The 23576-nt window shown below is 53.2% G+C and carries 21 protein-coding genes; 13 read left to right on the top strand and 8 right to left on the bottom strand.

Annotated elements, in window-relative coordinates:
- Positions 1-49: 49 nt before the first annotated feature.
- From QLG08_RS01700 to QLG08_RS01690, 3 genes are all read right to left on the bottom strand, one after another.
- Positions 50-1336, bottom strand: a complete 1287-nt coding sequence (locus tag QLG08_RS01700; RefSeq protein WP_028715355.1) for an anaerobic C4-dicarboxylate transporter family protein — start codon at positions 1334-1336, stop codon at positions 50-52.
- 315 nt (positions 1337-1651) lie between these two features.
- Positions 1652-2581, bottom strand: coding sequence for a dihydrodipicolinate synthase family protein (locus tag QLG08_RS01695; RefSeq protein WP_072138165.1), 930 nt, complete (start codon positions 2579-2581; stop codon positions 1652-1654).
- Positions 2582-2828: 247 nt separating this feature from the next.
- Entirely contained in the window at positions 2829-3860 is a 1032-nt protein-coding gene (locus QLG08_RS01690; RefSeq protein WP_072138166.1) for a LacI family DNA-binding transcriptional regulator, read from the bottom strand.
- 475 nt (positions 3861-4335) lie between these two features.
- Between QLG08_RS01690 and QLG08_RS01685 the strand changes: the two genes are divergently transcribed.
- Positions 4336-5718, top strand: coding sequence for an MFS transporter (locus QLG08_RS01685; RefSeq protein WP_105091614.1), 1383 nt, complete (start codon positions 4336-4338; stop codon positions 5716-5718).
- Between the two features lie 170 nt (positions 5719-5888).
- Here the strand turns inward: QLG08_RS01685 and QLG08_RS01680 are convergent, their stop codons facing one another.
- Entirely contained in the window at positions 5889-6143 is a 255-nt protein-coding gene (locus QLG08_RS01680; protein WP_014605415.1) for a YkgJ family cysteine cluster protein, read from the bottom strand.
- A gap of 279 nt (positions 6144-6422) precedes the next feature.
- On the opposite strand from QLG08_RS01680, the gene yeiP reads away from it, so the two are divergent.
- The 9 genes from yeiP to yejF all read left to right on the top strand — a co-directional run bounded on the left by yeiP (position 6423) and on the right by yejF (position 17254).
- A complete protein-coding gene (gene yeiP, locus QLG08_RS01675) occupies positions 6423-6995 on the top strand; it encodes an elongation factor P-like protein YeiP (RefSeq protein WP_014594125.1) in 573 nt (190 codons plus the stop codon).
- Between the two features lie 77 nt (positions 6996-7072).
- A complete protein-coding gene (locus QLG08_RS01670; RefSeq protein WP_238493193.1) occupies positions 7073-8050 on the top strand; it encodes a GTP-binding protein in 978 nt (325 codons plus the stop codon).
- Positions 8051-8091: 41 nt separating this feature from the next.
- Complete coding sequence (locus QLG08_RS01665; protein ID WP_238493194.1) at positions 8092-8793, top strand: phosphatase PAP2 family protein; 702 nt, start codon at positions 8092-8094, stop codon at positions 8791-8793.
- A 515-nt stretch (positions 8794-9308) separates the two neighbouring features.
- Complete coding sequence (gene mepS / locus QLG08_RS01660; RefSeq protein WP_013026447.1) at positions 9309-9878, top strand: bifunctional murein DD-endopeptidase/murein LD-carboxypeptidase; 570 nt, start codon at positions 9309-9311, stop codon at positions 9876-9878.
- Positions 9879-10084: 206 nt separating this feature from the next.
- Complete coding sequence (locus tag QLG08_RS01655; RefSeq protein WP_116197283.1) at positions 10085-11647, top strand: cyclic di-GMP phosphodiesterase; 1563 nt, start codon at positions 10085-10087, stop codon at positions 11645-11647.
- 65 nt (positions 11648-11712) lie between these two features.
- Entirely contained in the window at positions 11713-13521 is a 1809-nt protein-coding gene (locus QLG08_RS01650) for an extracellular solute-binding protein (RefSeq protein ID WP_238493195.1), read from the top strand.
- Between the two features lie 11 nt (positions 13522-13532).
- Positions 13533-14627, top strand: a complete 1095-nt coding sequence (locus QLG08_RS01645; RefSeq protein ID WP_015699894.1) for a microcin C ABC transporter permease YejB — start codon at positions 13533-13535, stop codon at positions 14625-14627.
- Positions 14627-15649 carry a microcin C ABC transporter permease gene (locus QLG08_RS01640; protein ID WP_014605409.1) on the top strand — a complete coding sequence of 341 codons (1023 nt, stop codon included), beginning with the start codon at positions 14627-14629 and terminating at the stop codon, positions 15647-15649. Before QLG08_RS01645 ends, QLG08_RS01640 begins: the two co-directional genes overlap by 1 nt.
- Entirely contained in the window at positions 15650-17254 is a 1605-nt protein-coding gene (gene yejF / locus QLG08_RS01635; protein ID WP_282472787.1) for a microcin C ABC transporter ATP-binding protein YejF, read from the top strand.
- On the opposite strand, the gene QLG08_RS01630 is transcribed toward yejF, so the two are convergent.
- From QLG08_RS01630 to rsuA, 3 genes are all read right to left on the bottom strand, one after another.
- Positions 17241-17561 carry a hypothetical protein gene (locus tag QLG08_RS01630; RefSeq protein WP_013026453.1) on the bottom strand — a complete coding sequence of 107 codons (321 nt, stop codon included), beginning with the start codon at positions 17559-17561 and terminating at the stop codon, positions 17241-17243. The two genes, yejF and QLG08_RS01630, sit on opposite strands and share 14 nt — an antisense overlap.
- A 265-nt stretch (positions 17562-17826) precedes the next feature.
- Positions 17827-19023, bottom strand: coding sequence for a Bcr/CflA family multidrug efflux MFS transporter (locus QLG08_RS01625; RefSeq protein ID WP_013026454.1), 1197 nt, complete (start codon positions 19021-19023; stop codon positions 17827-17829).
- Positions 19024-19034: 11 nt separating this feature from the next.
- Positions 19035-19754 carry a 16S rRNA pseudouridine(516) synthase RsuA gene (gene rsuA / locus QLG08_RS01620; RefSeq protein WP_013026455.1) on the bottom strand — a complete coding sequence of 240 codons (720 nt, stop codon included), beginning with the start codon at positions 19752-19754 and terminating at the stop codon, positions 19035-19037.
- 155 nt (positions 19755-19909) lie between these two features.
- On the opposite strand from rsuA, the gene QLG08_RS01615 reads away from it, so the two are divergent.
- Positions 19910-21664, top strand: coding sequence for a DEAD/DEAH box helicase family protein (locus QLG08_RS01615; protein ID WP_110015431.1), 1755 nt, complete (start codon positions 19910-19912; stop codon positions 21662-21664).
- 131 nt (positions 21665-21795) lie between these two features.
- Positions 21796-22080: a 50S ribosomal protein L25 gene (gene rplY, locus QLG08_RS01610; protein WP_013026457.1), complete on the top strand. Its 285-nt coding sequence runs from the start codon at positions 21796-21798 to the stop codon at positions 22078-22080.
- Between the two features lie 92 nt (positions 22081-22172).
- Here rplY and yejK read toward each other — a convergent pair whose 3' ends face one another.
- Complete coding sequence (yejK, locus tag QLG08_RS01605) at positions 22173-23177, bottom strand: nucleoid-associated protein YejK (protein WP_105091618.1); 1005 nt, start codon at positions 23175-23177, stop codon at positions 22173-22175.
- Between the two features lie 158 nt (positions 23178-23335).
- On the opposite strand from yejK, the gene QLG08_RS01600 reads away from it, so the two are divergent.
- Positions 23336-23560 carry a YejL family protein gene (locus QLG08_RS01600; RefSeq protein ID WP_013026459.1) on the top strand — a complete coding sequence of 75 codons (225 nt, stop codon included), beginning with the start codon at positions 23336-23338 and terminating at the stop codon, positions 23558-23560.
- Positions 23561-23576: the final 16 nt, after the last annotated feature.

Genomic DNA, 23576 nt, shown 5'->3' with positions numbered 1-23576 from the left:
GCATGGCGGCAAAGGGGCTTAGCCTTTTACCCTCATGATGTCCTTAAGGTTAGAACAGCCTTGCTAAACCTGCTGCAAAAAGCATCGACAGACCGGTAGCCAGCAGGCCAGGCAGGATAAATGGGTGATCGATTATCCGTCGGCCAAGGCGGGTGGATCCCGTATCATCCAGCGCAACGGCGGCCAGCAATGTGGGATAGTTCGGTAAGATAAACAGGGACGCGGTAGCGGGAAAACAGATAACAAGCGTGGCGGGCGCAATGCCCATACTTAAGGCCATCGGAAATAAAATTTTGGTCGATGCCGCCTGAGAATAGAGAAAACATGATGCCAGTACGATAATCAACGCCAGTAACCATGTGGAATCCAGAAAATAGCTCGCCACCCTATCCTGCAACCACAGACGATTGCTCTCCATAAATGTGGAACCCAGCCAGGCCACACCCAGTATGCATATACAAGACGTCATTCCGGTTTTAAACACCGACGATCCCGGAATTGTATGCACATTCACCCGACAGAACATGACGATAGCCATCGCCACCGTTAGCATTACGGCAATCCGTGCCTGTCCGCTATTGAGAACGGGGCGGGTAATGATCTCCATTTTAGGGCTGCTGATAATGGCATAAATCAGCACTGTCACCAGGCCGACAATAAAAATCAGTACTGAACGTCTGCCGTGGAGAGCGGAATGCGAATGCTGTACGGTGTTTACCGCATCATCCTGATGCTCAAGCTGGTCTGTGTGACGTAAGCGATCCCACCACAGGTAAAACAAGGCGGAACAGAAAAGCGCCATGAAGGTGGCGGGAATGGTCACGGCAATCAGTTCAATATAGCCCCAACCATGCGGTCCCTGTTCCAGAATCCCAGAGAGAAAAATCACGGCGGCAGAAATGGGCGAGGCCACAATGCCCAGTAAGGATGCGGCAACGGAAAGCGCTAATGCGCGGGTTGGACGAAGGTGATTATCTCTGGCCACAGCCACAATCACGGGCATACAGGCAAAAGAGACCTGCCCGGTACTGGCCATCATGGTCAGTAACCAGGTTGAGAGCGGTGCCGTAATCACCAACAACCGCGGATAGCGACGTAAGGCACGTTCTGTCAGTTGCACCAGATAATCAATGCCGCCTGCCTGTTGCATGGCCGATATGGCGACGATCACCACCATAATAAATACCATTACCAGCATGGGCAGATCGCCAGGCGTGGCACCCAGCGCGCACAACATGATTACACCCGCCCCACCTGCAAACCCCACACCGATACCGCCAATACGCATTCCCAAAAACAGAAAAAAAAGCACGGTCATAAACTGTAGTAGTAGCATGATCCCATTCCTTCTGACTGCGGTTTACACCGTTCCAGCCCACACTCAAGGCCGGTACAGGCTTCCTTTCACTCCGCAAGGTTGCAACGGGTTATTTGTCGGTATGTCCTACAGAGAAATGGCACGCGGCTAAATAACCGTTTTCTGCGTATCAGGTGCACTGAGGGTGTAAATTCTTTTCGCGCTGATGCCTTTTTTCTCTGGCTGGCTGCCGGTCAGTAAACCGGGTTATCCCAGAGATACGTTGAATAGCCTTAGGCCGCGACGACAGGCAGTTCCCACATGAAGGCGCCCTGCCTGCCAGACTCGCCCGTTTTATTTCACCCGGCCCAGCTCAGCAGAACGCATTGCGGCATGAATCTCTTCGGCCGCTCCCTCACCCAGCGGTAACAGCGGTGAACGGACAGTGGCATGTTCCAGAATGCCACGCGCAACCAGCGCATGTTTGAGTGCGACAGTGCCTTCCATATGTGAGCCACGATGGTAAACCGCTTTAGTCACAGGCATCAGTCGATCATGTAAAGCACGTGCTTTCTTATAGTCCTGCGCTTTACCTGCGTTAATCATTTCAATCAGCGGCTCAGGGGCAATATTGCCGTAGCCCACCAGGAAGCCATCAACATCAAAAATGGTATGCAGCAGATATTCATCGTGGCAGGTCAGAATCTGTAGATCGGGACGTTCACGGCGGATGACGGGAATTTCAGTATCCCACCGCCGCATATTACGCACGCCATTTTTCATCGCAAACACGCCGGGTTGCGCGGAAATATCCAGCAGCGTTTTCAGGTTATAGGTGGCTTTGGTCACATCCGGGTACTGGAATAAAATAAGCGGTAAACCACTCTCTTCATACACGATCCGGTAGCGATCCTGGGGTGCGCCGTCCTGGTACCCAAAACGCAACCAGCCGTGTGAGGGATAGAGCAAACCGGCAGCCGCACCGGCCTCGACAGCGCGTTTTGCCTCACGCGCCGCGACTTCGGTGCCTTCCCCGGTAATACCGGCAATAACGGGGATTTTGCCTTCGACCGATTTTACAAATGCCCGAATCACGTCGGCCTGTTCATCCTGCGTCAGAAAGGTGCCCTCGCCAGCATGCCCCAGGACCACCAGCCCCTTTACGCCGTCGATACTTCCCAGCCAACTGCCCAGACGTTGAATCGCGTCAAAATCCACTTGCCCTTCGCGCGTGAATGGGGTGACAGGCGCAGGGGTTAAACCTCTGAGGTCGATATTAATCATGATTAACTCCTTGATGTGAAATACTTTTATTCACAGGTTCAGTCAAAGTGAACACAATATGAAAACGTTACTGCAATCGTTTTCACATAAGATAAATTGGCAATCTAATTTCATCGCGTCAACCAGCGGCGATTGATAAATGAGGCAGTTATCACAAAACGCTTTGGGAGACGAAGAGAGTTTGCGATCGGGATCCCAGCGGGTTAATGACCACATTACATTCGCAATGCGGTCATTAAAGGAACGATTACTGATGAGGAGAAGACGTGGATTTTCGCGGAATCAACGTAGGAATAATGGTCGATAAATGGGGTTCATGCCTGCCATGGATAAGCATATCTACAGCATTCCCGGCAATATGTTCCAGCGGTGTTCGCACTGAGGTCAATGCGACAGGCAAGCGGCTGACAAGGGGGATATCGTTGTATCCGACCAGTGACAGGTCTTTACCGATGGTCATGCCTGCACGATGCGCCGCAGCCATGACCCCAATCGCAATCTCATCATTGACGGCAAAAATTGCGGTAGGCCGCGAGGGATGGTTCAACATTGACGACCCCACATCTTCGCCTGACTTGATATTAAAGTCAGACGAACGGCACCATTCTGGCCGAACAGGCAAACCGGCTTCACTCATTGCCCGTTCAAAACCTTTTCGACGATTCAACGCATTGGACGCAAAATCCGGTCCACCAATCATCCCGATTTTTTTATGGCCTAAATCGATCAGATGACGCGCTGCAAGGTAGCCGCCCATTTCGTCATCGCCAACGGAAGAAGGACTTACGCCATCCGTACGCAATACCAGCACGTGCGGTATTTCGCGCTCCCGCAGGGTCTGGGGAAGCGGATCGCCCAGACGACAGGTTGAAAGAATCAGGCCGTCAACGCGTCTGTCCAGTAGTGATTCTGCGGACGCTTTTTCCTGTTGCGGATCGTCACCACAGGTTGCCACGATGGCAAAATAGCCGCGTCGTGAAGCTGCTGTCGCGATAGCCTCAAACAGCATCGCCGTCACCGCATCCGTCATACGCGGAACCAGAACGCCAAGCGTGCCGGTATCGCCCCTGCGCAGGCTGGAGGCAACATAATCACGCCGATAGCCAAGTTCACGGGCAACCTGGCGAACCTTTTCAGCTGACGCGCTTTTTGACTGCGGAAGCCTCTCATCCAGAATTCGCGACACGGTGGAGATGCTTACGCCCGCGGCATTAGCAACATCACGCATCGTTATCAGCCTTTTATCCGACTGTTCCTTTTCCTGGCTTTCCTGATCCATATATCACTCCGAGGATTAATGTGGGTGGCAAAGATCCCTCTGCAGACGGCAATACTATACAACAGACGCTATAACAACGGGATACGCCCTTAACATGCACTGCCTAGGGGCGGCATTTCTCTTTGTCGTCACGCCTGAAGAATACGATTTTCAACGCTTAGGCTCTCATTGTTCTCCCCAGCCTGAGCGTCCCCATAAAGGCTATTGAAGAGAGTATGACCTGTTTCACGCTTTTTCGATTGCCTGAGAGCGGAATGTGAACACGTTAACAATTAATCAAGCCGCTTAATTGACGCAGCGGGATATTAAACCAACGATAACTCATGTGAAAACGATTGCATTAACGTTTTCACACCATCCGTTTTGCACAGGTTTTATGCAACCACCGTCAGTGAGTGGGCTGCAAATGCATGGCTCAGGAACGCGCGTCGTCTTGCATGTTTGCCCCATATCCATCACGCAACAGGGTGTAACTATGTCAACTCAGGTTATCGCTTGCCACGCTCATCCCGCCGACGCATCAGTATTACTGGCACGGCTTGAGCGATTGCCCATCACACGCCGGTTAATGGCGATTCGTGTTGTGGTAGGGCTGTCCACTTTTTTTGATGCCTATACCATTATTGCCATCGCGTTTGCCCTGCCACAACTGACGCAGGAATGGGGGCTTACGCCGACGTTCGTCGGTCTGATCATTGCAGCCAGCTATATTGGGCAACTGGTGGGAGCGCTCTTTTTTGGTACGCTGGCAGAAAAAATTGGCAGGATTGGTGTTTTACGTATCACCATCGTGATGTTTGTGATTATGGATGCCGCCTGCCTGTTCGCCTGGAACGGTTGGTCAATTCTGATCATTCGTTTTTTGCAGGGACTGGGCATTGGTGCTGAGGTTCCCGTTGCCAGTGCCTATATCAACGAATTTGTCGGTGCAAAGAAGCGGGGTCGGTTTTTTCTGCTTTATGAAGTGATCTTTCCAGTCGGCATGATGTGTGCTGGCCTTATCGGATTCTTTCTGGTGCCCATTTATGGCTGGAAAATCATGTTTCTTATTGGCCTGATCCCTTCAGCTCTGGCGGCGCCTTTGCGTTGGTTTATGCCAGAGTCTCCGCGCTGGTTAGTCTCTAAAGGCCGCCATCAACAGGCTGAAAAAGTCGTTCAGTTGTTTGAAGCAGAAGCCCTTCGTCGTGGTATGTCATTACCCGAGCCTGTAATAAAACCCGTACCGGTGATGCCCGCCTCGTCCAGCGGCGTAAAGGCGCTGTTTTCAGGTATCTACAAATCCCGCACGTTTATGCTGTGGGGATTGTGGCTCACGGTTTATACCGTTAACAACGGCATGATTACCTGGTTTCCTACTATGTACAGAACCTTGTTTCATCTGCCATTAGAAACCAGCCTGGCCTATGGATGGATTACCTCTACCTGTGGCGTTATTGCCTCTGTCATTTGTGCCTTTAAGATCGATCAAGTAGGCCGTAAGCGCTGGTACACCTGGGCATTTATGCTGGCCATTATTCCGCTCATCGTGCTGTGTGTACTGGGTGCCAATACGCCATGGCAGATACTGATATTGGGCAGCATGGCCTATGCTATTTTGCAAACAATTGCCTTTTCACTTTATCTCTATTCGGCCGAACTGTATCCGACCAGACTTCGCGCGACAGGTACTGCCTTTTCCAGCGCCTGGCTGCGCGCCGGGTCGTCTGTTGGGCCGCTGATGGTGGGTTTCATTGTATCGGGATTTGGGATCCGGTTTGTTTTCATTGCGTTCGCCGTGATTGCCCTAATCGGCGGAGTGATTACCCTGCTCTTCGCCATTGAAACCAAAGGGAAATCGCTTGAAGAGTTATCGCCTTGAACGGGCAACATCACGTCGGGTCAGATACATCGCTATCGGGGGCTTTCCTGTAAAACCCGATCCGCCACGGAAAGCGCAGGCAGAGCAGCGTTAACAGGCGGACGTTGGCATAAGTCGAGGGCAAAAAGCAATACAGGGTGACACGCTAAGGATCGGCAGACCGCTACGCATTAGGGCGCGGTGCTCTGCTCAAGGTGAATCAGGTAATCCATCGCGTCATGGCGATTACTGCCGCACATGTCAGCCGAGGGCTGAAGCCCGGCGCAAACTTTTGGTCGCAGGGGAGAACCAAAAATTTTGCACAGATTATTCTCCGCAAGTTGGACGCACCGGGTATTCGCGGGCTTGCCGTGCGGCATACCGGGAATGGGCGAGGAGATGCTGGGGGCGATACAACAGGCGCCACAGCCTGTACGACATTCCATGGTTTACGTCCTGGATAGGGGTAAACCGCGCACGATAGCAGAAGGGGCTCGCGCCCGAAATCACCTTTACAGAAAAAAGCGCTTAAACACTAAGAAGATAGGGTTTGGGGCTCAAATGGCCCGTGTCATGCCAGAACCCATGAAATATCGCTGTCCTGGTTGCCCTATCCGACGCGCCCTGCTGTTGCCCCCGACCACAAAATTTTTCGCGCTATCTTGCCTGTTCACGACCGCGCGAGTAACGTTGCGCGCACTATTACTCTGCAAGTGAGAACAGCAATGCCAAAGGCGAATGAAATCAAAAAAGGAATGGCCGTTACCCACAATGGAAAACTGCTGCTGGTAAAGGATATTGATGTCCAGAGCCCCAGCGCGCGCGGTGCGGCAACGCTTTATAAAATGCGTTTTACCGATGTTCGCACCGGTATGAAGGTGGAAGAACGCTTTAAGGGCGACGAGATCATTGAGGCCATCTCCCTGAGCCGCCGCAGCGTTACCTTCTCCTATATTGATGGTGATGAATACGTCTTTATGGACGACGAAGATTACACGCCCTATTCCTTTAAAAAAGCGCAAATAGAAGAAGAGCTGCTGTTCATCCCGGAAGGTGGCATTCCCGGCATTCAGGTACTCACGATGGATGGCCAGGTGCTGGCGCTTGAGCTGCCACAAACGGTGGACATGGATATTGTGGATACTTCACCCGGTATCAAAGGCGCATCGGCCAGTGCCCGCACTAAGCCGGCGGGAATGTCTACCGGTTTGATCATTCAGGTTCCCGAGTACCTCAGCAACGGCGATCGCATTCGCATCCATGTTGCCGAGCGTCGCTATATGGGACGTGCCGACTGATAACGCGCGCTGTACGCCGGGTTGACAGGTAGTGTTATATTATAACACCACCCTCTTTCTCTACAGGAGTCACTGGCATGACACGCGTTAACCTTCTCACCGGATTTTTAGGCAGCGGAAAAACCACCACGCTGCTTCATCTGCTGGCGCACAAGCCCCAGAATGAAAACTGGGCTGTGCTGGTCAATGAATTCGGTGAGATTGGTATTGATGGCGCGTTACTGGCCAACCGTGGCGCGACGTTAAAGGAGATCCCCGGCGGCTGCATGTGTTGCGTTAATGGGCTGCCCATGCAGGTCGGGCTAAACAGGCTGCTTCAACAAAACAAGCCCGACCGCCTGCTGATTGAGCCCACGGGCCTGGGCCATCCACGCCAGCTGCTACAGATGCTGACGTCGTCTGTTTATCAACCCTGGATCGAACTGCAGGCCACGCTAACCCTGCTGGACGCACGCCAGCTCGCCGACGTGCGTGTAACGGAAAATGAAAACTTTCGCGATCAGCTGGCCGCGGCCGACATTATTGTCGGCAATAAACGCGACTGCTGGCGCGAGGCCGATCGGCAGCGCCTCCAGGCGTGGCTTGCCGCCCATCAGGACGATCGTGAATTTGTTACTGCCGAGTTCGGTCAGATTCCCCTGGCGTTACTTGACAGTCCGCGCGGGAAACCGCGCGCCCTTCCGCATCCGATCCACCATCATCACGCTGCGGCCCCGGGCAGCGGTATCGCAGCCTTGCGACTCGACGGGCGCGCGTCATGGCGTCGGGCGGTGAATGAGGGTCAGGGTTATGTCGCCTGCGGCTGGATTTTTGACCACGAAACGGTGTTTGATAGCCTTCCTTTGCTGGAATGGGCGCGGCTTGCCCCCGTCGATCGGGTTAAAGGCGTGCTGCGCATCCCCGAAGGATGCGTCAGCATTAACCGTCAGGGAGAAGACGTGCATGTTGAAATTCTCGCCGCAACCCCACCTGACAGTCGCATTGAGATGATTCATTCCTCATCTGCCGACTGGAATAGTTTACAATCTGCTTTGTTGAGGTTTCGTTTAAGCTGACAGGATTAAGGTCGGCGGTTATTTTTTACTAGGGCAGAATTATGCACGCAACACGCCTTGTCACCATCCTGTTGCTTAACGCACTGGGACTGGTGCTGTTTTTTTCATGGTATTTACCGCCCCATCACGGGTTTTGGTTTGATATCGATAAAGGGATTTTCTTCGCGTTTAATAATGAAATGGTGAATCACCCAGGGTTTGCCCTGCTGGTCGCCATCACTAACTTTCGCGGTTTTGACGCCGTGTCGTTGCTGGCGATGGGGTTACTCTATCTGTGGCTGTGGCGGCGGGAAACGCCTGCGGGCCGCCGTCGTATGTTTGCCATTGGCATTACGATGTTGCTGACAGCGGTCATTTTGAACCAGGCGGGCCATTTGATCCCGGAAAAACACGCCAGCCCGACGCTGTTCTTTGAGAACGTTCACCGCGTCAGTGAGTTAACGGGTATCCCAGCCAAAGATGCGTCAAGCGACAGTTTTCCGGGCGATCATGGCATGATGCTCATTATCTTTGCGGCATTCATGTGGCGTTATTTCGGCTTCCGTACGTTTTTAATCGGTGTTGTCATTGTGGGGCTGTTCTCGCTGCCACGCGTCATGGCAGGCGCGCACTGGTTTAGCGATATTGCAGTCGGATCGCTTTCCGTGGCGTTAGTGGGATTAAGCTGGTGGCTATTAACGCCAGCAAGTGATTATCTGGTTAATTGGTTTTATCACAAATTACCGGGTAAAAATAAACCCTAATAGTAATTAATTAGCGAGGGCGGAATTATGATTAAATTATAACCCGCCCTCACTTATAAAAAACCCATGGAAATAATTAGCAAGCTAACCAAAAAAACATCCGAACCCGATGATAATGCAGGACTTCTCTTCAGCCTTCGGCGATAGTTACTCTGCAGACCTTCCCCCAGCCCGCACTAAGCCTGGAATTAGCGCCAGATCACCCCTTTCATCCTGTTATCACCTTGAATAACTGTTGATAAAGTGAACAAGTTATTTAAGTTTGATAAGTATCAAAAAAACCTATCAGAATTTGATTAAAAGCGCTCGCCACGGCCTCTGGAATCGGTTAATCTCGGTCGCAGTGAGAAAAGAAGACGCGGTATTAAGCATTCTTTAATAGATAAAATGTGGTGATTTACACATTTTTATAATTAAAGCATTGTCTTGTTCTGACTGGCTTATTAATCTCATTCCGTTTTGTCATCTGGCTGGCGACAATCTTGTCGTAAGGACTTCGAAGGAAAACCCGAATAATGGTCAAGTCTCAACCAATACTGAGATATATCTGGCGGATTGCGCCCGCTCTGGCGCTGGCAACTCTCCTCTCAGCTTGTAGCAGTACCCATAACACCGTTAAAAACGAGAATCATGAAGTTAACAACCAGAATGGTTTTTTACTTCAAGCGTCTCAGGATGAGTTCGAAGAGATGGTGCGCAACGTTGATGTTAAGACGCGCATCATGGATCAATACGCGAGCTGGAAAGGTGTTCGTTACCGTCTTGGCGGTGATACCAAGCGTGGTATTGATTGTTCCGCTTTCGTTCAGCGTACGTTCCGCGAACAGTTTGGTCTGGATCTTCCTCGCTCAACGTCCGAACAGCAGGGAACGGGAAAAGAGATTTCTCGCAGCAGACTGCGACCGGGTGACTTAGTTCTCTTCCGTGCTGGCTCAACGGGCCGTCATGTCGGTATCTACCTCGGCAATGACAACTTTGTTCATGCTTCGACCAGCAGCGGTGTCATGATCTCCAGCCTTAATGAAGATTACTGGAAAAAACGTTATCGCGAAGCGCGGCGGGTCTTAAGTCGCAACCCGAGCTAATGCAGCTCCCGAATGTCCTCTCAGCCAGAGAAAAACAGAACGCTGCCCAGGCAGCGTTTTTTTTTAATCCCTCGAATCCCCCTAAAAATACTTGTTTATCAAAATAATAACGAGACATTATTAACAGACTCGTTATATTCTCAGACGCAAATATTCGGGCGATTGCGCACCAGTAAGTTTTATATTTTGATCAGGGGAAGCACTTCATGCCATTGTCGCGGGCGCTGATACGCCAGGCAACTTATCCTCGTCAAATCGCGTGGAATAGCGCGATTATTGGCAGTCTGTTTTTTTTGTTGTTAACCTCTGTTTTGCTCATCGAAACCCAACATCGTCGGGAAAGCCAACATAAACAGTTGCTCATCGACAGTAGTAACGACTTTCAACGTAGCGTCCAGACGCTTATTTCGGACACGCTTTCCCCCCTGCTTCCGTTCGTTCAGTCAGAATGCTATATCGGTAATCATGAGTTAACCGCGCAAGCCGCGTTTGCCGGCGACATACGCGCCATTATTTTAGTTAAAGACGGTAACGCGTTTTGCTCTTCCGCAACCGGAAGCTTTTTTCAGCCGCTTAGCGCGCTCTCAGCCCGAACGGATAGCACACGTGACAGGGACATTCGGTTGTTGCCGGGTACGCCGATGCAGCCGACAAAGCCGGTGCTGGCCATCTGGATTAAGCAGCCCGGCACCCTTCAGTCCGGCATTTTTACGACATTGAATCTGAGCCTGGCAACGTATCAGCTCAAAGCGTCTTCTTACCCCGAAATCACCGGGATTGCCTTACTCGCCCATAAAACTGCCATGACCAGTTGGCAGCCAACGCTGGTACGAAATCGTCAACTCCCGCCGCCGCTAATGCAAACGCCCCTGGAAGGCCTTCCTTTCCAGTTTGCTCTCTACGGTTCAACGCTGTCAGCAAGTGACTATCAGACCATCATGCTGAGCAGCCTGCTGATTTCATTAATCGCCAGCTGTGCCTTTTGGTTTTTGCTGACCCGCTTTCAGCGGCCTGGCAAAGAGATCACCCTGGGTATCCGACGAGGGGAATTTCATGTCGAGTATCAGCCTTTAGTTTCGGCCCAGGATGGCAAATCTTATGGTATGGAGGCACTGCTACGCTGGACGCATCCTTCGGGTGAAACGGTCCCACCCGATATTTTTATCAGCTATGCTGAAGCACAACGCCAAATCGTCCCCCTGACCCGACACCTGTTTGAACTGGTCGCCCGCGATGCACATCAACTCCGTGATAGCCTGCCCAAAGGAACCTGCATCAGCGTAAATATTTCCCCTCTGCATCTCAGCGCCTGCAGTTTTCGTGACGATGTCCTGTACTGGCAGGACAATATGCCTCACGATCATTTTCTGTATGTTTTTGAAATTACCGAGCGCGCAGTCGTCGAGAACGCAAATGCGGCCGAACTGTTTCACTGGCTACAACAGCGAGGCATTAAAATCGCGGTTGATGATTTTGGGACCGGGCACAGTGCATTAATCTATCTTGAGAAGTACCATTTTGATTACCTGAAAATCGATCGTGGATTTGTGCAAAGTATCGGAACGGAAACGATCACTTCGCCGGTGCTGGATACGGTGTTACAACTGGCTAAACGGCTTAATCTGATGAGCGTGGCCGAGGGCGTTGAAACCGACGAACAGGCCAGTTGGTTGATCGACCGCGGCGTCACCTATTTACAGGGCTATTTTTATAGCCGTCCGTTACGCCCGGAGCAGATCAAAGACTATTTTCAGCGTCAAAACAGGTAACCCATGCTTTAATTGCCGTAGATTATCGCTGCGGTGCAAGACACTCACAGGAGAGAACATCCCTTATGCAGCTCCGCTTCGCCCTTCTGCTGCTGTGTAGCTTGCTTACCCTTCCGCTGCACGCTTCCCCGGTTCAGACAAGCTACGCGTTTGCTCAGGTTGGGACGCCAAAGTATGCGCAAGACTTCAGTCACTACGACTATGTGAATCCTGCCGCGCCCAAGGGCGGCAAGATCGTCTTGTCCGTCATTGGCACTTACGACAATTTCAACCGCTATGCCTCACGTGGCAATCCCGGTGCCGGTACCGGGCCCCTGTATGACAGCTTATTCACGACGTCGGACGATGAAACCAGCAGTTATTACCCCCTCATTGCGGAATCTGCTCGTCATCCCGCGGATTTCAGCTGGATGGACGTTACCCTTAATCCCCGCGCCCGGTTCCAGGATGGTTCACCCATTACGGCGGAGGATGTGGCCTTTACCTTCCAAAAGTTTATGACTGAAGGGGTTCCGCAGTTTCGGATATTTTATCGCGGCGTCACGGTCACCGCACTCAACCGCCAGACCGTGCGTATTAGGTTACCGGCCCCGGATAAAGACCTGATGCTGGGATTGCTGACGCTACCGGTGATCTCCCAAACCTTTTGGCAGACGAGAAAATTTAACGAGCCGCTCAGCCAGCCACCCTTGTCGAGTGGGCCTTATCGCATCAGTAAGTGGAAGCTGGGCCAGTTTATTGAATTCAGTCGCGTGAACGATTACTGGGCGGCAGATTTGCCGGTTAACCGTGGCCGGTTCAATTTTGATGTAATGCGTTACGACTATTACCTGGACGACAACGTGGCATTTGAGGCATTCAAAGCCGGGGCCTTTGATCTGCGGGAAGAGACGTCGGCAAAGAAATGGGCCACGCAGTATCTGGGGCGTCATTTCGACGATCGACAGATCGTGAAAGAAACCACACCGAATACCGCCTCAATTGATACGCGCTGGCTGGCGCTGAATAATGAAAAAGCCCTGTTTAGCGATCGTCGGGTCCGGCAGGCGATGGCGCTGGCTTTCGATTTTGAATGGATGAATAAAACGCTTTTCTATCAGGCTTTTAAGCGCACAGGCAGCTATTTTCAGAATACCCACTATGCCGCACGGGGCCTGCCCGATGCCGCGCAGCTGCGCATTCTGACGCCGTTCGCAGCACAGTTACCGCCTGAAGTCTTCAGTGAAACCTATGTGCCGCCACAAACTGACGGCAGCGGCTACGATCGCACCAACCTGCTCAAGGCAATGTCCCTGCTGAATCAGGCGGGCTGGCACATCAGGAATCAGCGCCTGATTAATGATAAAACCGGGCAGCCCTTTAGCGCAGAGCTGCTGCTGCCCGCAGGCGCAAACAGTGAATGGGCGCTTCCTTATCAACATAATCTGGCGCGGCTGGGTATCACGTTAACGCTACGACAAATTGACAGCTCGCAGTACCTGCGCCGCCTGCGCAGCGGTGACTATGATATGGTCAGTAATATTTATCATGCGATGCCAACCCCCTCACGCAGTCTGCAGGCCAACTGGCAATCGGACTATATTCAGTCCTCCTGGAACACGGCCAGGGTCAAGGACCCCGTTGTCGATAGCGTTGTGAAACAGATCATCGCCCATCAGGACGATGCGGACGCCTTGCTGCCGTTGGGCCGGGCGCTGGACCGTATTTTACTGTGGAATGCGTATATGATCCCGATGTGGTACAACGCCGAGCAGCGACTTGCCTTTTGGGACAAATTTTCCCATCCTGCGGTTAAACCTGCCTACAGCACAGGTCTGGATAACTGGTGGTATGACGTGAATAAAGCCGGGCGACTGCCGGCCGACAAACGCTGAGGAGAGGCAGGTTGGCAAGTTACTTTTTACGTAGACTGTTACTGATTATTCCTACCTTGTGGGCCATCATTACGCTCAACTTTTTTATTGTACAAATTGCGCCAGGCGGCCCGGTCGATCAGGCGCTGGCGAATATCCAGTTTGGCCAGACCAGCGGGCTGCCTGGTGCGGGCAGCGGTGAAGGCGGTGGCACCCAAGCCAGCCTGCATCGCGTCACGCCAGGGGATAATCAATACCGCGGCGCGCGCGGCCTGGACCCGGAGGTCATCGCAGAAATTGAGCGACGTTACGGCTTCGATAAACCTATCGGGGAGCGCTATCTCACCATGCTGTGGAACTATCTGCGCTTTGACTTTGGCGACAGCCTGTTTCGCAGTGCTTCCGTATTGCAGTTAATCAAACAGAGCCTGCCCGTCTCTGTCAGCCTTGGCCTGTGGAGTACCTTAATTATCTACCTGGTCTCCATCCCGCTGGGCATTAGAAAGGCGGTGCGTAACGGCAGTACCTTTGATGTCTGGAGCAGCACCTTCATCATTATTGGCTACTCCATTCCGGCGTTTCTGTTTGGCATTATGTTGATTGTTCTGTTTGCCGGCGGCAGCTATTTTGACTGGTTTCCCCTGCGAGGTCTGACGTCTCCACAGTTTGATTCGCTGCCCTGGTACGCCAGGGTAACCGATTATCTCTGGCACATTGCGCTACCGGTACTGGCGACGGTGATTGGCGGTTTTGCCACCTTAACTATGCTGACCAAAAATGCATTTCTGGATGAGATTCGCAAACAGTATGTGGTCACCGCCCGGGCTAAAGGCCTCTCAGAGCGGCGCATTCTTTACCATCATGTGTTTCGCAACGCGATGCTGCTGGTGATCGCCAGCTTTCCCGCCACCTTTATCAGCATGTTTTTTACCAGTTCGGTATTGATTGAGGTGATGTTCTCTCTTAATGGCCTGGGCCTGCTGGGTTTTGATGCGACGATCCAGCGCGATTATCCCGTGATGTTTGGCACCCTGTATATTTTCACCCTGATAGGTTTGCTGATGAATATCCTCAGTGATTTGACCTATACCCTGGTGGATCCCCGTATTGATTTTGAGGGCCGGTGATGCGTCTTTCTCCCCTGAATCAGCAGCGCTGGCAGCGCTTTCGTCATCACCGCCGTGGCTACTGGTCGCTGTGGATTTTTCTGTCTGTCTTTATGCTTTCCCTGTGCGCGGAATTCATTGCCAATGATAAACCGCTGCTGGTGCATTATCAGCAGCGCTGGTACGCCCCGCTGTTTTTTAACTATAGCGAAAGCGATTATGGTGGCCCGTTTGCCACGGCAGCGGATTATCAGGATCCCTGGTTGCAACAGCGCATTGAAAATCACGGCTGGGCGCTTTGGGCACCCATCCGTTTCGGTGCCAACAGTATTAATTTCGCTTCTCAGGTGCCCTTCCCTTCGCCGCCCTCCCGGCAGAACTGGCTGGGCACGGATGCCAACGGCGGCGATGTTATGGCGCGTCTGTTATATGGTCTGCGCATTTCACTCCTGTTTGGGGTGCTGCTGACGCTGTTTTCCAGCGTGATTGGGATCGTCATCGGTGCCATACAAGGCTATTTTGGCGGCAAGGTGGACCTGATAGGTCAACGCCTGATTGAGGTCTGGTCCGGGATGCCCTCGCTGTTTTTGCTGATCTTGCTTTCCAGCGTGATTCAGCCCAGCTTCTGGTGGCTGCTGCTGGTTACCGTGCTGTTTGGCTGGATGAGTTTGGTCAGCGTCGTACGTGCCGAGTTTCTGCGTACCCGTAACTTTGACTATATTCGGGCCGCACAGGCGCTGGGCGTCAGTGACGGACGTATTATGCTGCGTCATATCCTGCCCAACGCCATGGTGGCAACCCTGACCTTTCTGCCTTTTATCCTGTGTGGCTCTATCACCACCTTAACCTCGCTCGATTTTCTCGGGTTTGGTCTGCCCATCGGCTCTCCCTCTCTGGGAGAGCTGCTGCTGCAGGGGAAAAATAACCTGCAGGCCCCCTGGCTGGGTTTATCGGGCTTTTTTACGCTGGCGATTCTGCTGTCGCTGCTCATTTTCATTGGCGAAGCCGTGCGCGACGCCTTTGATCCCAGTAAAGGAGTCTGAATGAGCACCCCGCTGCTTGCTGTTAACCATCTCTCCGTCGCCTTTCGTCAGGGCAAACAGCTGTATCAGGTGGTGGACGATGTCTCGCTGCGTATAGAGGCAGGAGAAACCCTGGCCCTGGTGGGCGAATCCGGTTCCGGAAAAAGCGTTACCGCCCTGTCGATCATGCGGCTGCTGCACGCGTCCGCCGTCGCCTATCCTCAGGGCGAAATTCTGCTGGCAGGCGAAGACCTGCTCAAGGCATCGGCGCAGCGACTCCGCGGCCTGCGGGGTAATCAGATGGCGATGATTTTTCAGGAACCCATGGTGTCACTCAACCCTTTGCACAGTATTGAAAAGCAGCTATATGAAGTGCTTTCTCTACATCGCGGCATGCGACGCGAGCCCGCGCGAGCGGAAATCCTGCGCTGCCTCGATCGCGTGGGTATTCGCCAGCCGGCCTCCCGCATGAACGCTTTTCCACATCAGCTCTCCGGGGGCGAGCGCCAGCGTGTGATGATCGCGATGGCCCTGCTGACCCAGCCGAGGCTGCTGATTGCCGATGAACCGACCACCGCGCTTGATGTCACCGTTCAGGCGCAGATCCTTGGCCTGCTGCGCGAACTGCAACAGGAACTGAATATGGGCATGCTGTTTATTACCCATGACCTGAAGATTGTTCGCCAACTGGCAGACAGCGTCAGCGTGATGCGCTCTGGTCGGGTGGTTGAGCATAACGCCGGCCAGCGCCTGCTAAGACAGCCTCAGCACGCCTACACGAAACAGCTGCTGGCAGCCGATCCGGAAGGTCGTGCCGTGCCGCTCCCTGCGGATACGCCGGTTATTCTTAAGGTGGACAACCTGCGCGTCAGTTTTCCCCTGCGTCAGGGCCTGTTTAAACGTAAAACAGGCGAAAAAATTGCAGTAGAGAATCTTAGCTTTAGCCTGAAACGAGGCGAAAGTCTGGGGTTGGTAGGCGAGTCAGGCTCAGGTAAAAGCACCACCGGTATGGCGTTGTTGCGTCTTATTGCCGCTCAGGGGGAGGTCTGGTTTAACAATCAGCCGCTGCATCAGCTGTCGAGAAAAGCGCTGTTGCCGCTGCGTCGCCGCATTCAGGTCGTTTTTCAGGATCCTAATTCTGCGCTGAACCCCCGAATGACGGTTCAGCAGATCGTTGCCGAAGGTCTGGCCGTGCACTATCCACACCTGAGTGCCGCACAACAGGACGAACGGGTCAAAGCGGTCATGACCGAGGTCGGGCTGGACGCGGAAAGCCGCCATCGCTATCCAGCTGCGTTTTCCGGCGGTCAGCGTCAGCGAATCGCTATTGCGCGCGCCCTGATTCTTGAACCGGAGCTGCTGATACTGGATGAGCCAACCTCCTCACTCGACCGCTCCGTACAAAAACAGATTCTGACGCTGCTACGGGGATTACAGCAGCGGCGTCAGCTGAGTTATCTGTTTATCAGTCACGATTTGGAAGTGGTGCGATCGCTCTGCCATCAGCTCATCGTACTGCGTCAGGGCGAGGTCGTTGAACAAGGCGACTGTGAGACACTCTTTGCCACACCTGCACAGGCTTATACCCGCGAGCTGCTCGGCTCCGTTTCGCTCAGTGACCGATGAAGGTTTCCGCAATCGCCACGCCTTGATTTTTCAGGCAGCAGTTCGTGGCGCTCTCATCACAACGGCGGATAAAAAGGCAGGGCTGCCCTTCGCACTCAGCGATTTTGCCGTCAACCTGAATGGCGGCCAGCATGTCTTTCAGTTCCCGCAGAATCTCCCATGCCGGAACACCATCATGGCTTATCAGCCGGAGCGCAATAACGTCATGCTCTTCTGAGCCCGCATCGTCGGTTTCAATCACGGCATGACGATCGCTAATCCAGCGAAACCGCTGCGGCAGGCGATGCACAACCGAAAGTTGCAACATAATGATCCCTATCTCCAGAGAATGAAGCGCAATTCACAACCAATGGTGTCAGCCTGCAGAGTGGGTAAAGTCTGCTTAACGCGCCGATCCGCAATCACCCGGTAGAGTAAATTTGCGAGTTAAATCTCACTTTGGGCTATATGTACCGCGTTTAATGATAACTAACAATCATTTTAGTCCCAATACGATTACTTTATTTGCTATTTTTTTTCACAAATAAGAAACATTTTTGACTAAGCGGAAAAAGAGGATGGCAGACGCCCGCTTAGCGGGCGACGGTACGCGGACGTGAGGCGTAAAGAAATAACGAGACGGAGATTGTCGCGCACAGTGCAATGGTTCCCACCATGGGCCAGGCACTGTTGAAGCTGAACAGGGAGAGCAGCGCCCCCGCCAGCGCACCCACGCCAAAACGCAAGGTGCCCGCCAGAGAAGAGGCCGTACCGGCCATATGCGGAAACTCATCAAGGATAACCGCCATAGCATTTGACGACACCATCGACACGCAGCCGATGAACATTGCAATGCCTAATACCAGCGGCAGGAACCCCAGATCGAAAGCGCTGACGATCAACAGCCAGATGCCCATAGCAAACTGCACCAACAACCCGAAGCGAAACAGGACCACGGGGCCAAAACGGCGCACTGCCCGGCTGTTAATCAGCGTCATGATGAACAAAAACACAATATTCAGACCGAAATAGTAGCCAAAACTCTGCGGTGAAATGTGATTCAGTTCTATGTAAACAAAGGGGCCAGCGTTGAGAAAGGTAAACAGCCCCGCAAACGAGAATCCGCTCGATAACATATAGCTGAACGCGCGCTTATGGCGAAACAGGATAACGAAGTTACCCAGCGTGGTGCGCAGGTGAAAGCGCTGTCGCTGCTCAGGTTTAAGGGTTTCGCGAATCTGGGTTGCCACCAGCACAGTGGTGATAACCGCCGCTATCGACAGCGTCCAGAAAATGGCGTGCCAGCTCCAGACTAACAGCAGCCAGCCGCCGATGATGGGCGCCAGCAGCGGTGCAATGGTGGTAATCAACATGACGAACGACATCATGCGCGAGAAGTCTTCTTTCGAGTAACTGTCACGCATCAACGCATTGATCACGACGCTGGCCGCCGCTGCCGCCAGACCGTGTAAAAAACGCATCGCAATCAGTTGTTCAATCGACTGCGAAAGTGCGCAGGCTGCCGCTGCACAGGCAAATATCAGGGTGCCGAGCGTAATCACCGGCTTGCGGCCATAGCTGTCGGCGAGCGGACCGTAGATCAACTGACCGATGGCAAAACCCAGGATATAAAGATTGAGCGTCATCTGAACGCTACCGGCGGACACGGCAAACTGGCGCGCAATTTGTGGCATTGCAGGCAGATACATATCTATCGACAACGGCATCAACATCGCTAACAGGCCGAGGATGACGACCAGCCCCATTGGCGAATTCTTTTCCTTACGCACCAGGTTTCTCGCTATTTTTGTTTAAGTTCATCCGGTAAGCCAATGCTGGCTATCTCTTCTTCCGTTAACGGGCGGTATTCACCCGGTTCCAGCGCCTCGTCCAGCACAATTTCACCAATGCGCTCGCGGTGCAGGCCAACGACCCGGTTACCCACGGCTGCAAACATGCGTTTGACCTGGTGATAGCGGCCTTCGCTCAAGGTCAGCAGCACTTCCGTGGGGGTGATGACCTCAAGCTGAGCGGGTTTAGTCAGGCTTTTTTCATTATGCAGCTGCACCCCGGCGCTGAACTGTGCGGCCGTGTCATCGCTCACCGGCGCTTCCAGCGTTACCCGATAAGTTTTCTCACAATGGTGGCGCGGTGAGGTAATGCGATGTGACCACTGACCGTCGTCCGTCAGCAGGACTAAACCGGTGGTATCAATATCCAGCCGGCCTGCGGCATGCAGCTTAAACGCCATCGGTTCTTCAATGAAATAGACGATGGTGGGATGATCGGGATCGTCCGTTGAGCAGACATAGCCCTGAGGTTTGTTCAGCATAAAGTAGCGCGGCCCGGTCTGCATCTGCAATACATTGCCGTCATACTCAACCTCATGATCGGGCTGGAGTTTGAAAGCGGTGTCGCGCACCACATCACCGTTAACGGTAACACGTTGACCACGGATTTCACGTGCGGCGATGGCACGGCTGATTTCCAGTTGCTGAGAGATGAATTTGTCGAGTCGCATGAATTCGTTTTGCCTGTTACTGCGGAGGGAAACTAAAACGGCATTTTTAACCGTTGAAAAAGTAGGGGAAGTATAGCCTGATCTGCGCCTCGCTGACAGCGCGTTTATTGTGGATTCGTGGCATAATTGCGGCAGGTTTTACAAAAGTGAACAGCATGTCTTTTACCTTACGCCCTTATCAACAGGAAGCGGTCGATGCCACCCTCGCCCACTTCCGTCGTCATCCTGAACCTGCCGTGATCGTTCTGCCCACCGGGGCCGGAAAAAGCCTGGTGATCGCCGAGCTGGCGCGCCTGGCTCGAGGTCGGGTGCTGGTGCTGGCGCACGTCAAAGAGCTGGTGGCGCAAAATCACAGCAAGTATCAGGCTTACGGACTTGAGGCTGACATCTTTGCGGCAGGATTGCAGCGCAAAGAAAGCCAGCGGAAAGTCGTGTTCGGTAGCGTCCAGTCTGTTGCACGTAATCTCAGCCTGTTTGACCGCGCCTTTTCGCTGGTGATTGTAGATGAGTGCCACCGCATTGGTGATGACAAAGCGAGCCAGTATCAGCAAATTTTTAATCACCTGCGCCAGCATAATCCTCAGTTGCGTCTGCTCGGCCTGACCGCAACACCGTTTCGCCTGGGCAAAGGCTGGATCTACCGTTTTCATTATCACGGTATGGTTCGGGGCGACGAGCAGGCCCTGTTTCGCGACTGCATCTATGAACTGCCCCTGCGCTATATGATCAAGCATCAGTTTCTGGTGCCGCCGGAACGGCTGGATATGCCGGTGGTTCAGTATGATTTCAGCCGCCTCACCGCTCAGGCAAATGGCCTGTTCAGCGAAGCCGACCTGAATCGGGAACTCAAACAGCAGCAGCGGGTGACGCCTCATATTATCCAGCAGATTGTGGAATTTGCCGAGGATCGCCACGGCGTGATGATTTTTGCCGCCACCGTCGAACACGCGCGCGAAATTTTGGGCCTGCTGCCTGAAAACAGCGCGCTGGTGTCGGCAGAAACTCACGCGAAAGATCGGGATGCGCTAATCGCGGCGTTTAAAGCCCAGCAGCTTAAGTTTCTGGTCAACGTTGCGGTGCTAACCACCGGCTTCGATGCGCCGCATGTGGATCTGATCGCGATCCTGCGCCCTACCGAGTCAGTCAGCCTGTATCAACAGATTGTCGGGCGCGGTCTGCGCCTGTCGCCCGGCAAAAAAGACTGCCTGATTCTGGACTATGCCGGTAATCCTCACGATCTGTTTACGCCTGAAGTGGGCGCACCGAAAGGGAAAAGTGACAATCAGCCCGTGCAGGTATTTTGCCCGGCCTGCGGCTTCGCCAATACCTTCTGGGGCAAGGCCACGAGCGATGGCATGGTGATTGAGCACTTTGGCCGACGTTGTCAGGGCGTACTGGAAGACGACGACGGCGGGCGCGAGCAGTGTGACTACCGCTTTCGGTTTAAGAACTGCCCGGCGTGCAACGCGGAAAACGACATCGCCGCGCGCCGCTGCCGCGAATGCGACAAGATTCTGGTCGATCCTGACGATATGCTTAAAGCCGCGCTGAAGCTGAAAGATGCGCGCGTTCTGCGCTGCGGCGGCATGACGCTGGAACAGGGCCGCGACGACAAAGGCGAATGGTTGAAAGCCACCTATTTCGATGAAGATGGCACCAGCGTCAGTGAGCGGTTTCGTCTGCAAACGCCCGCACAGCGCAAGGCGTTTGAGCACCTGTTTATGCGCCCGCATCAGCGCGCGCCCGGCGTGCCGCTGGGCTGGCAAACCGCCGCCGATGTGCTGGCCCTGCAGCCTCTTCTGCGCCATCCCGATTTTGTGGTGGCCCGTGCCAAAGGCCAGTTCTGGCAGATTCGCGAAAAGCTGTTTGACTACCAGGGGCGCTTTCGCCGCGCTAACGAACTGCGCTAAGCCTTATTAGCGTTTGCCCCTGTAGGGGATTACCGCTATAATGCCGCCCGCTTTTGCATGTGCATAAGCGGTGTTGAATAACCCTTCTGTTACTGGGTCGCCTGTAGCAGAAATCATAAAGAGACGTATTAATGTTCACTATCAATGCAGTAGAACGTAAAGAGCAGGGTAAGGGTGCGAGCCGCCGCCTGCGCGCAGCAAACCGCTTCCCGGCCATCATTTATGGTGGTTCAGAAGCCGCTGTTGCTATCGACCTCGACCACGACCAGGTGATGAACCTGCAAACCAAGCCAGGCTTCTACGAAGAAGTGCTGACTCTGGTGGTTGACGGTAAAGAAACCAAAGTTAAAGTGCAGGCTGTTCAGCGTCATCCGTTCAAGCCAAAACTGCACCACATCGACTTCGTTCGCGCTTAATCGCCGAATGCGTTGAAAGTAGAAGGGCCGGTTGCGAAACCGGCCCTTTTATTTTGCCTGTTATCCGCCAGAACGCCGGATCGGGCAGATGCTTATTTACTGCTGGTGCGGCGTTGCAGCTGCTCACGCAGGTTAGGCGGTGTTCCTTTGATGGTCAGCGTATCGGTGACCGGATCCCAGAAAATGCGCTCGCCAAGCAACAGGGCATCGAAGTTCAGGGTCAGCCCCCCACCGCTACCGGCAAACTTGGTTAACTGACGTAACGTACTGCGATCTGCCGGGAAATGCTCTTCCAGTTCATAGCCCTGCTCCTGAGTAAAGGCTTCAAACGTCTTTTCACCCAGTGGCGGCAGCTCACCTGATAACGCTTTCAGCGCGATCTCTTCCCCAGCCTGAAGCTGTTCATTACAGTAGCTGTAAACCTGCTGACGATAGTTTTGTCGTTCATTCTTATCCAGATTCGACTCGTCACAATAGTCATCTACCGCCTGTAACAGCCCCCGGTTCTGCGCCTTGGTATCCAGTCCGACTTCCGCCCCCAGAAAATCCATGAAGAAATCAGAAACTTTTCGCCCTACCCGTCCACGCAGGAAGGTGAGGTAGCGCGTCGATTCAGGACTGGTTTCCCACTCGGTAAGATCGATTCGTGCCACAATATCGGCGTGATTGATATCCAGATAGTGGGTACTGCTGATATCCATCTGTTCGTTGACGCGCATACTCGACTGGCTGTTTAACACCGCCACCAGCAAGTATTCTACCGCCAGATAGCGGTACTGGATAAACAGCACCACGCCGCCTTCGGCGAACGGATATTTTGCCAGTTCATCACGCAGGCGTCCGGTAGCAGCCCGGCTAAAAGCGAGAAAATCATCGTTACCCTTGCGGCAGTTGCGCAGTGCATCTGCCAGTTCGCTTTCAGCATTAAACAGCCCGTAAGCTTTACTTTTTGCACTGTATACACGGTGCAGCTCTTCCACCATCGCCTCGACGGTATTGGTGGCCGGCAGTAACGAATCACGAAGCACCAGCTCTAACTGATTTTCATCACGTTTGATTAACTGGTGCAAGGCAATCTGGTCGATATCCAGACTCATGGTAAACTCTCCTAATAGCACAGGCGCGTATTCAAACACCGCCAGCAGCAGCTTTCAACTCCATGCACAACCCGAACACCGCGCTTTCGATAAATTTGCGGAAAAAAGTGCGCTGTTCCGGTACTATATCGCCTTTTGAGACGAGATAAGTTTTCGCTATGCCACAATCATCCCGTTACAGCGACCAACGCGTTGAACAACTCCTCGCGGAAATGGCGCAGGTTTTGCAAAAAGACCAGGCGCCAACCGACCTTTCCCTGATGGTACTGGGGAACATGGTAACCAATCTGATCAACAGCGATGTTGCTCCCGCGCAACGCCGCTCTCTGGCCCGTTCTTTTGCTGATGCCCTGCAGGCGTCGGTAGACGACAGCGCCCATTAATTCGCTAATCTGACGT

This window comes from Pantoea sp. V106_11 (genome assembly GCF_029967885.1).
GTDB classification, from domain to species: domain Bacteria; phylum Pseudomonadota; class Gammaproteobacteria; order Enterobacterales; family Enterobacteriaceae; genus Pantoea; species Pantoea ananatis.
Note: the sequence above shows the minus strand (reverse complement) of the source record. Positions and strands in the feature narration are given on the sequence as shown.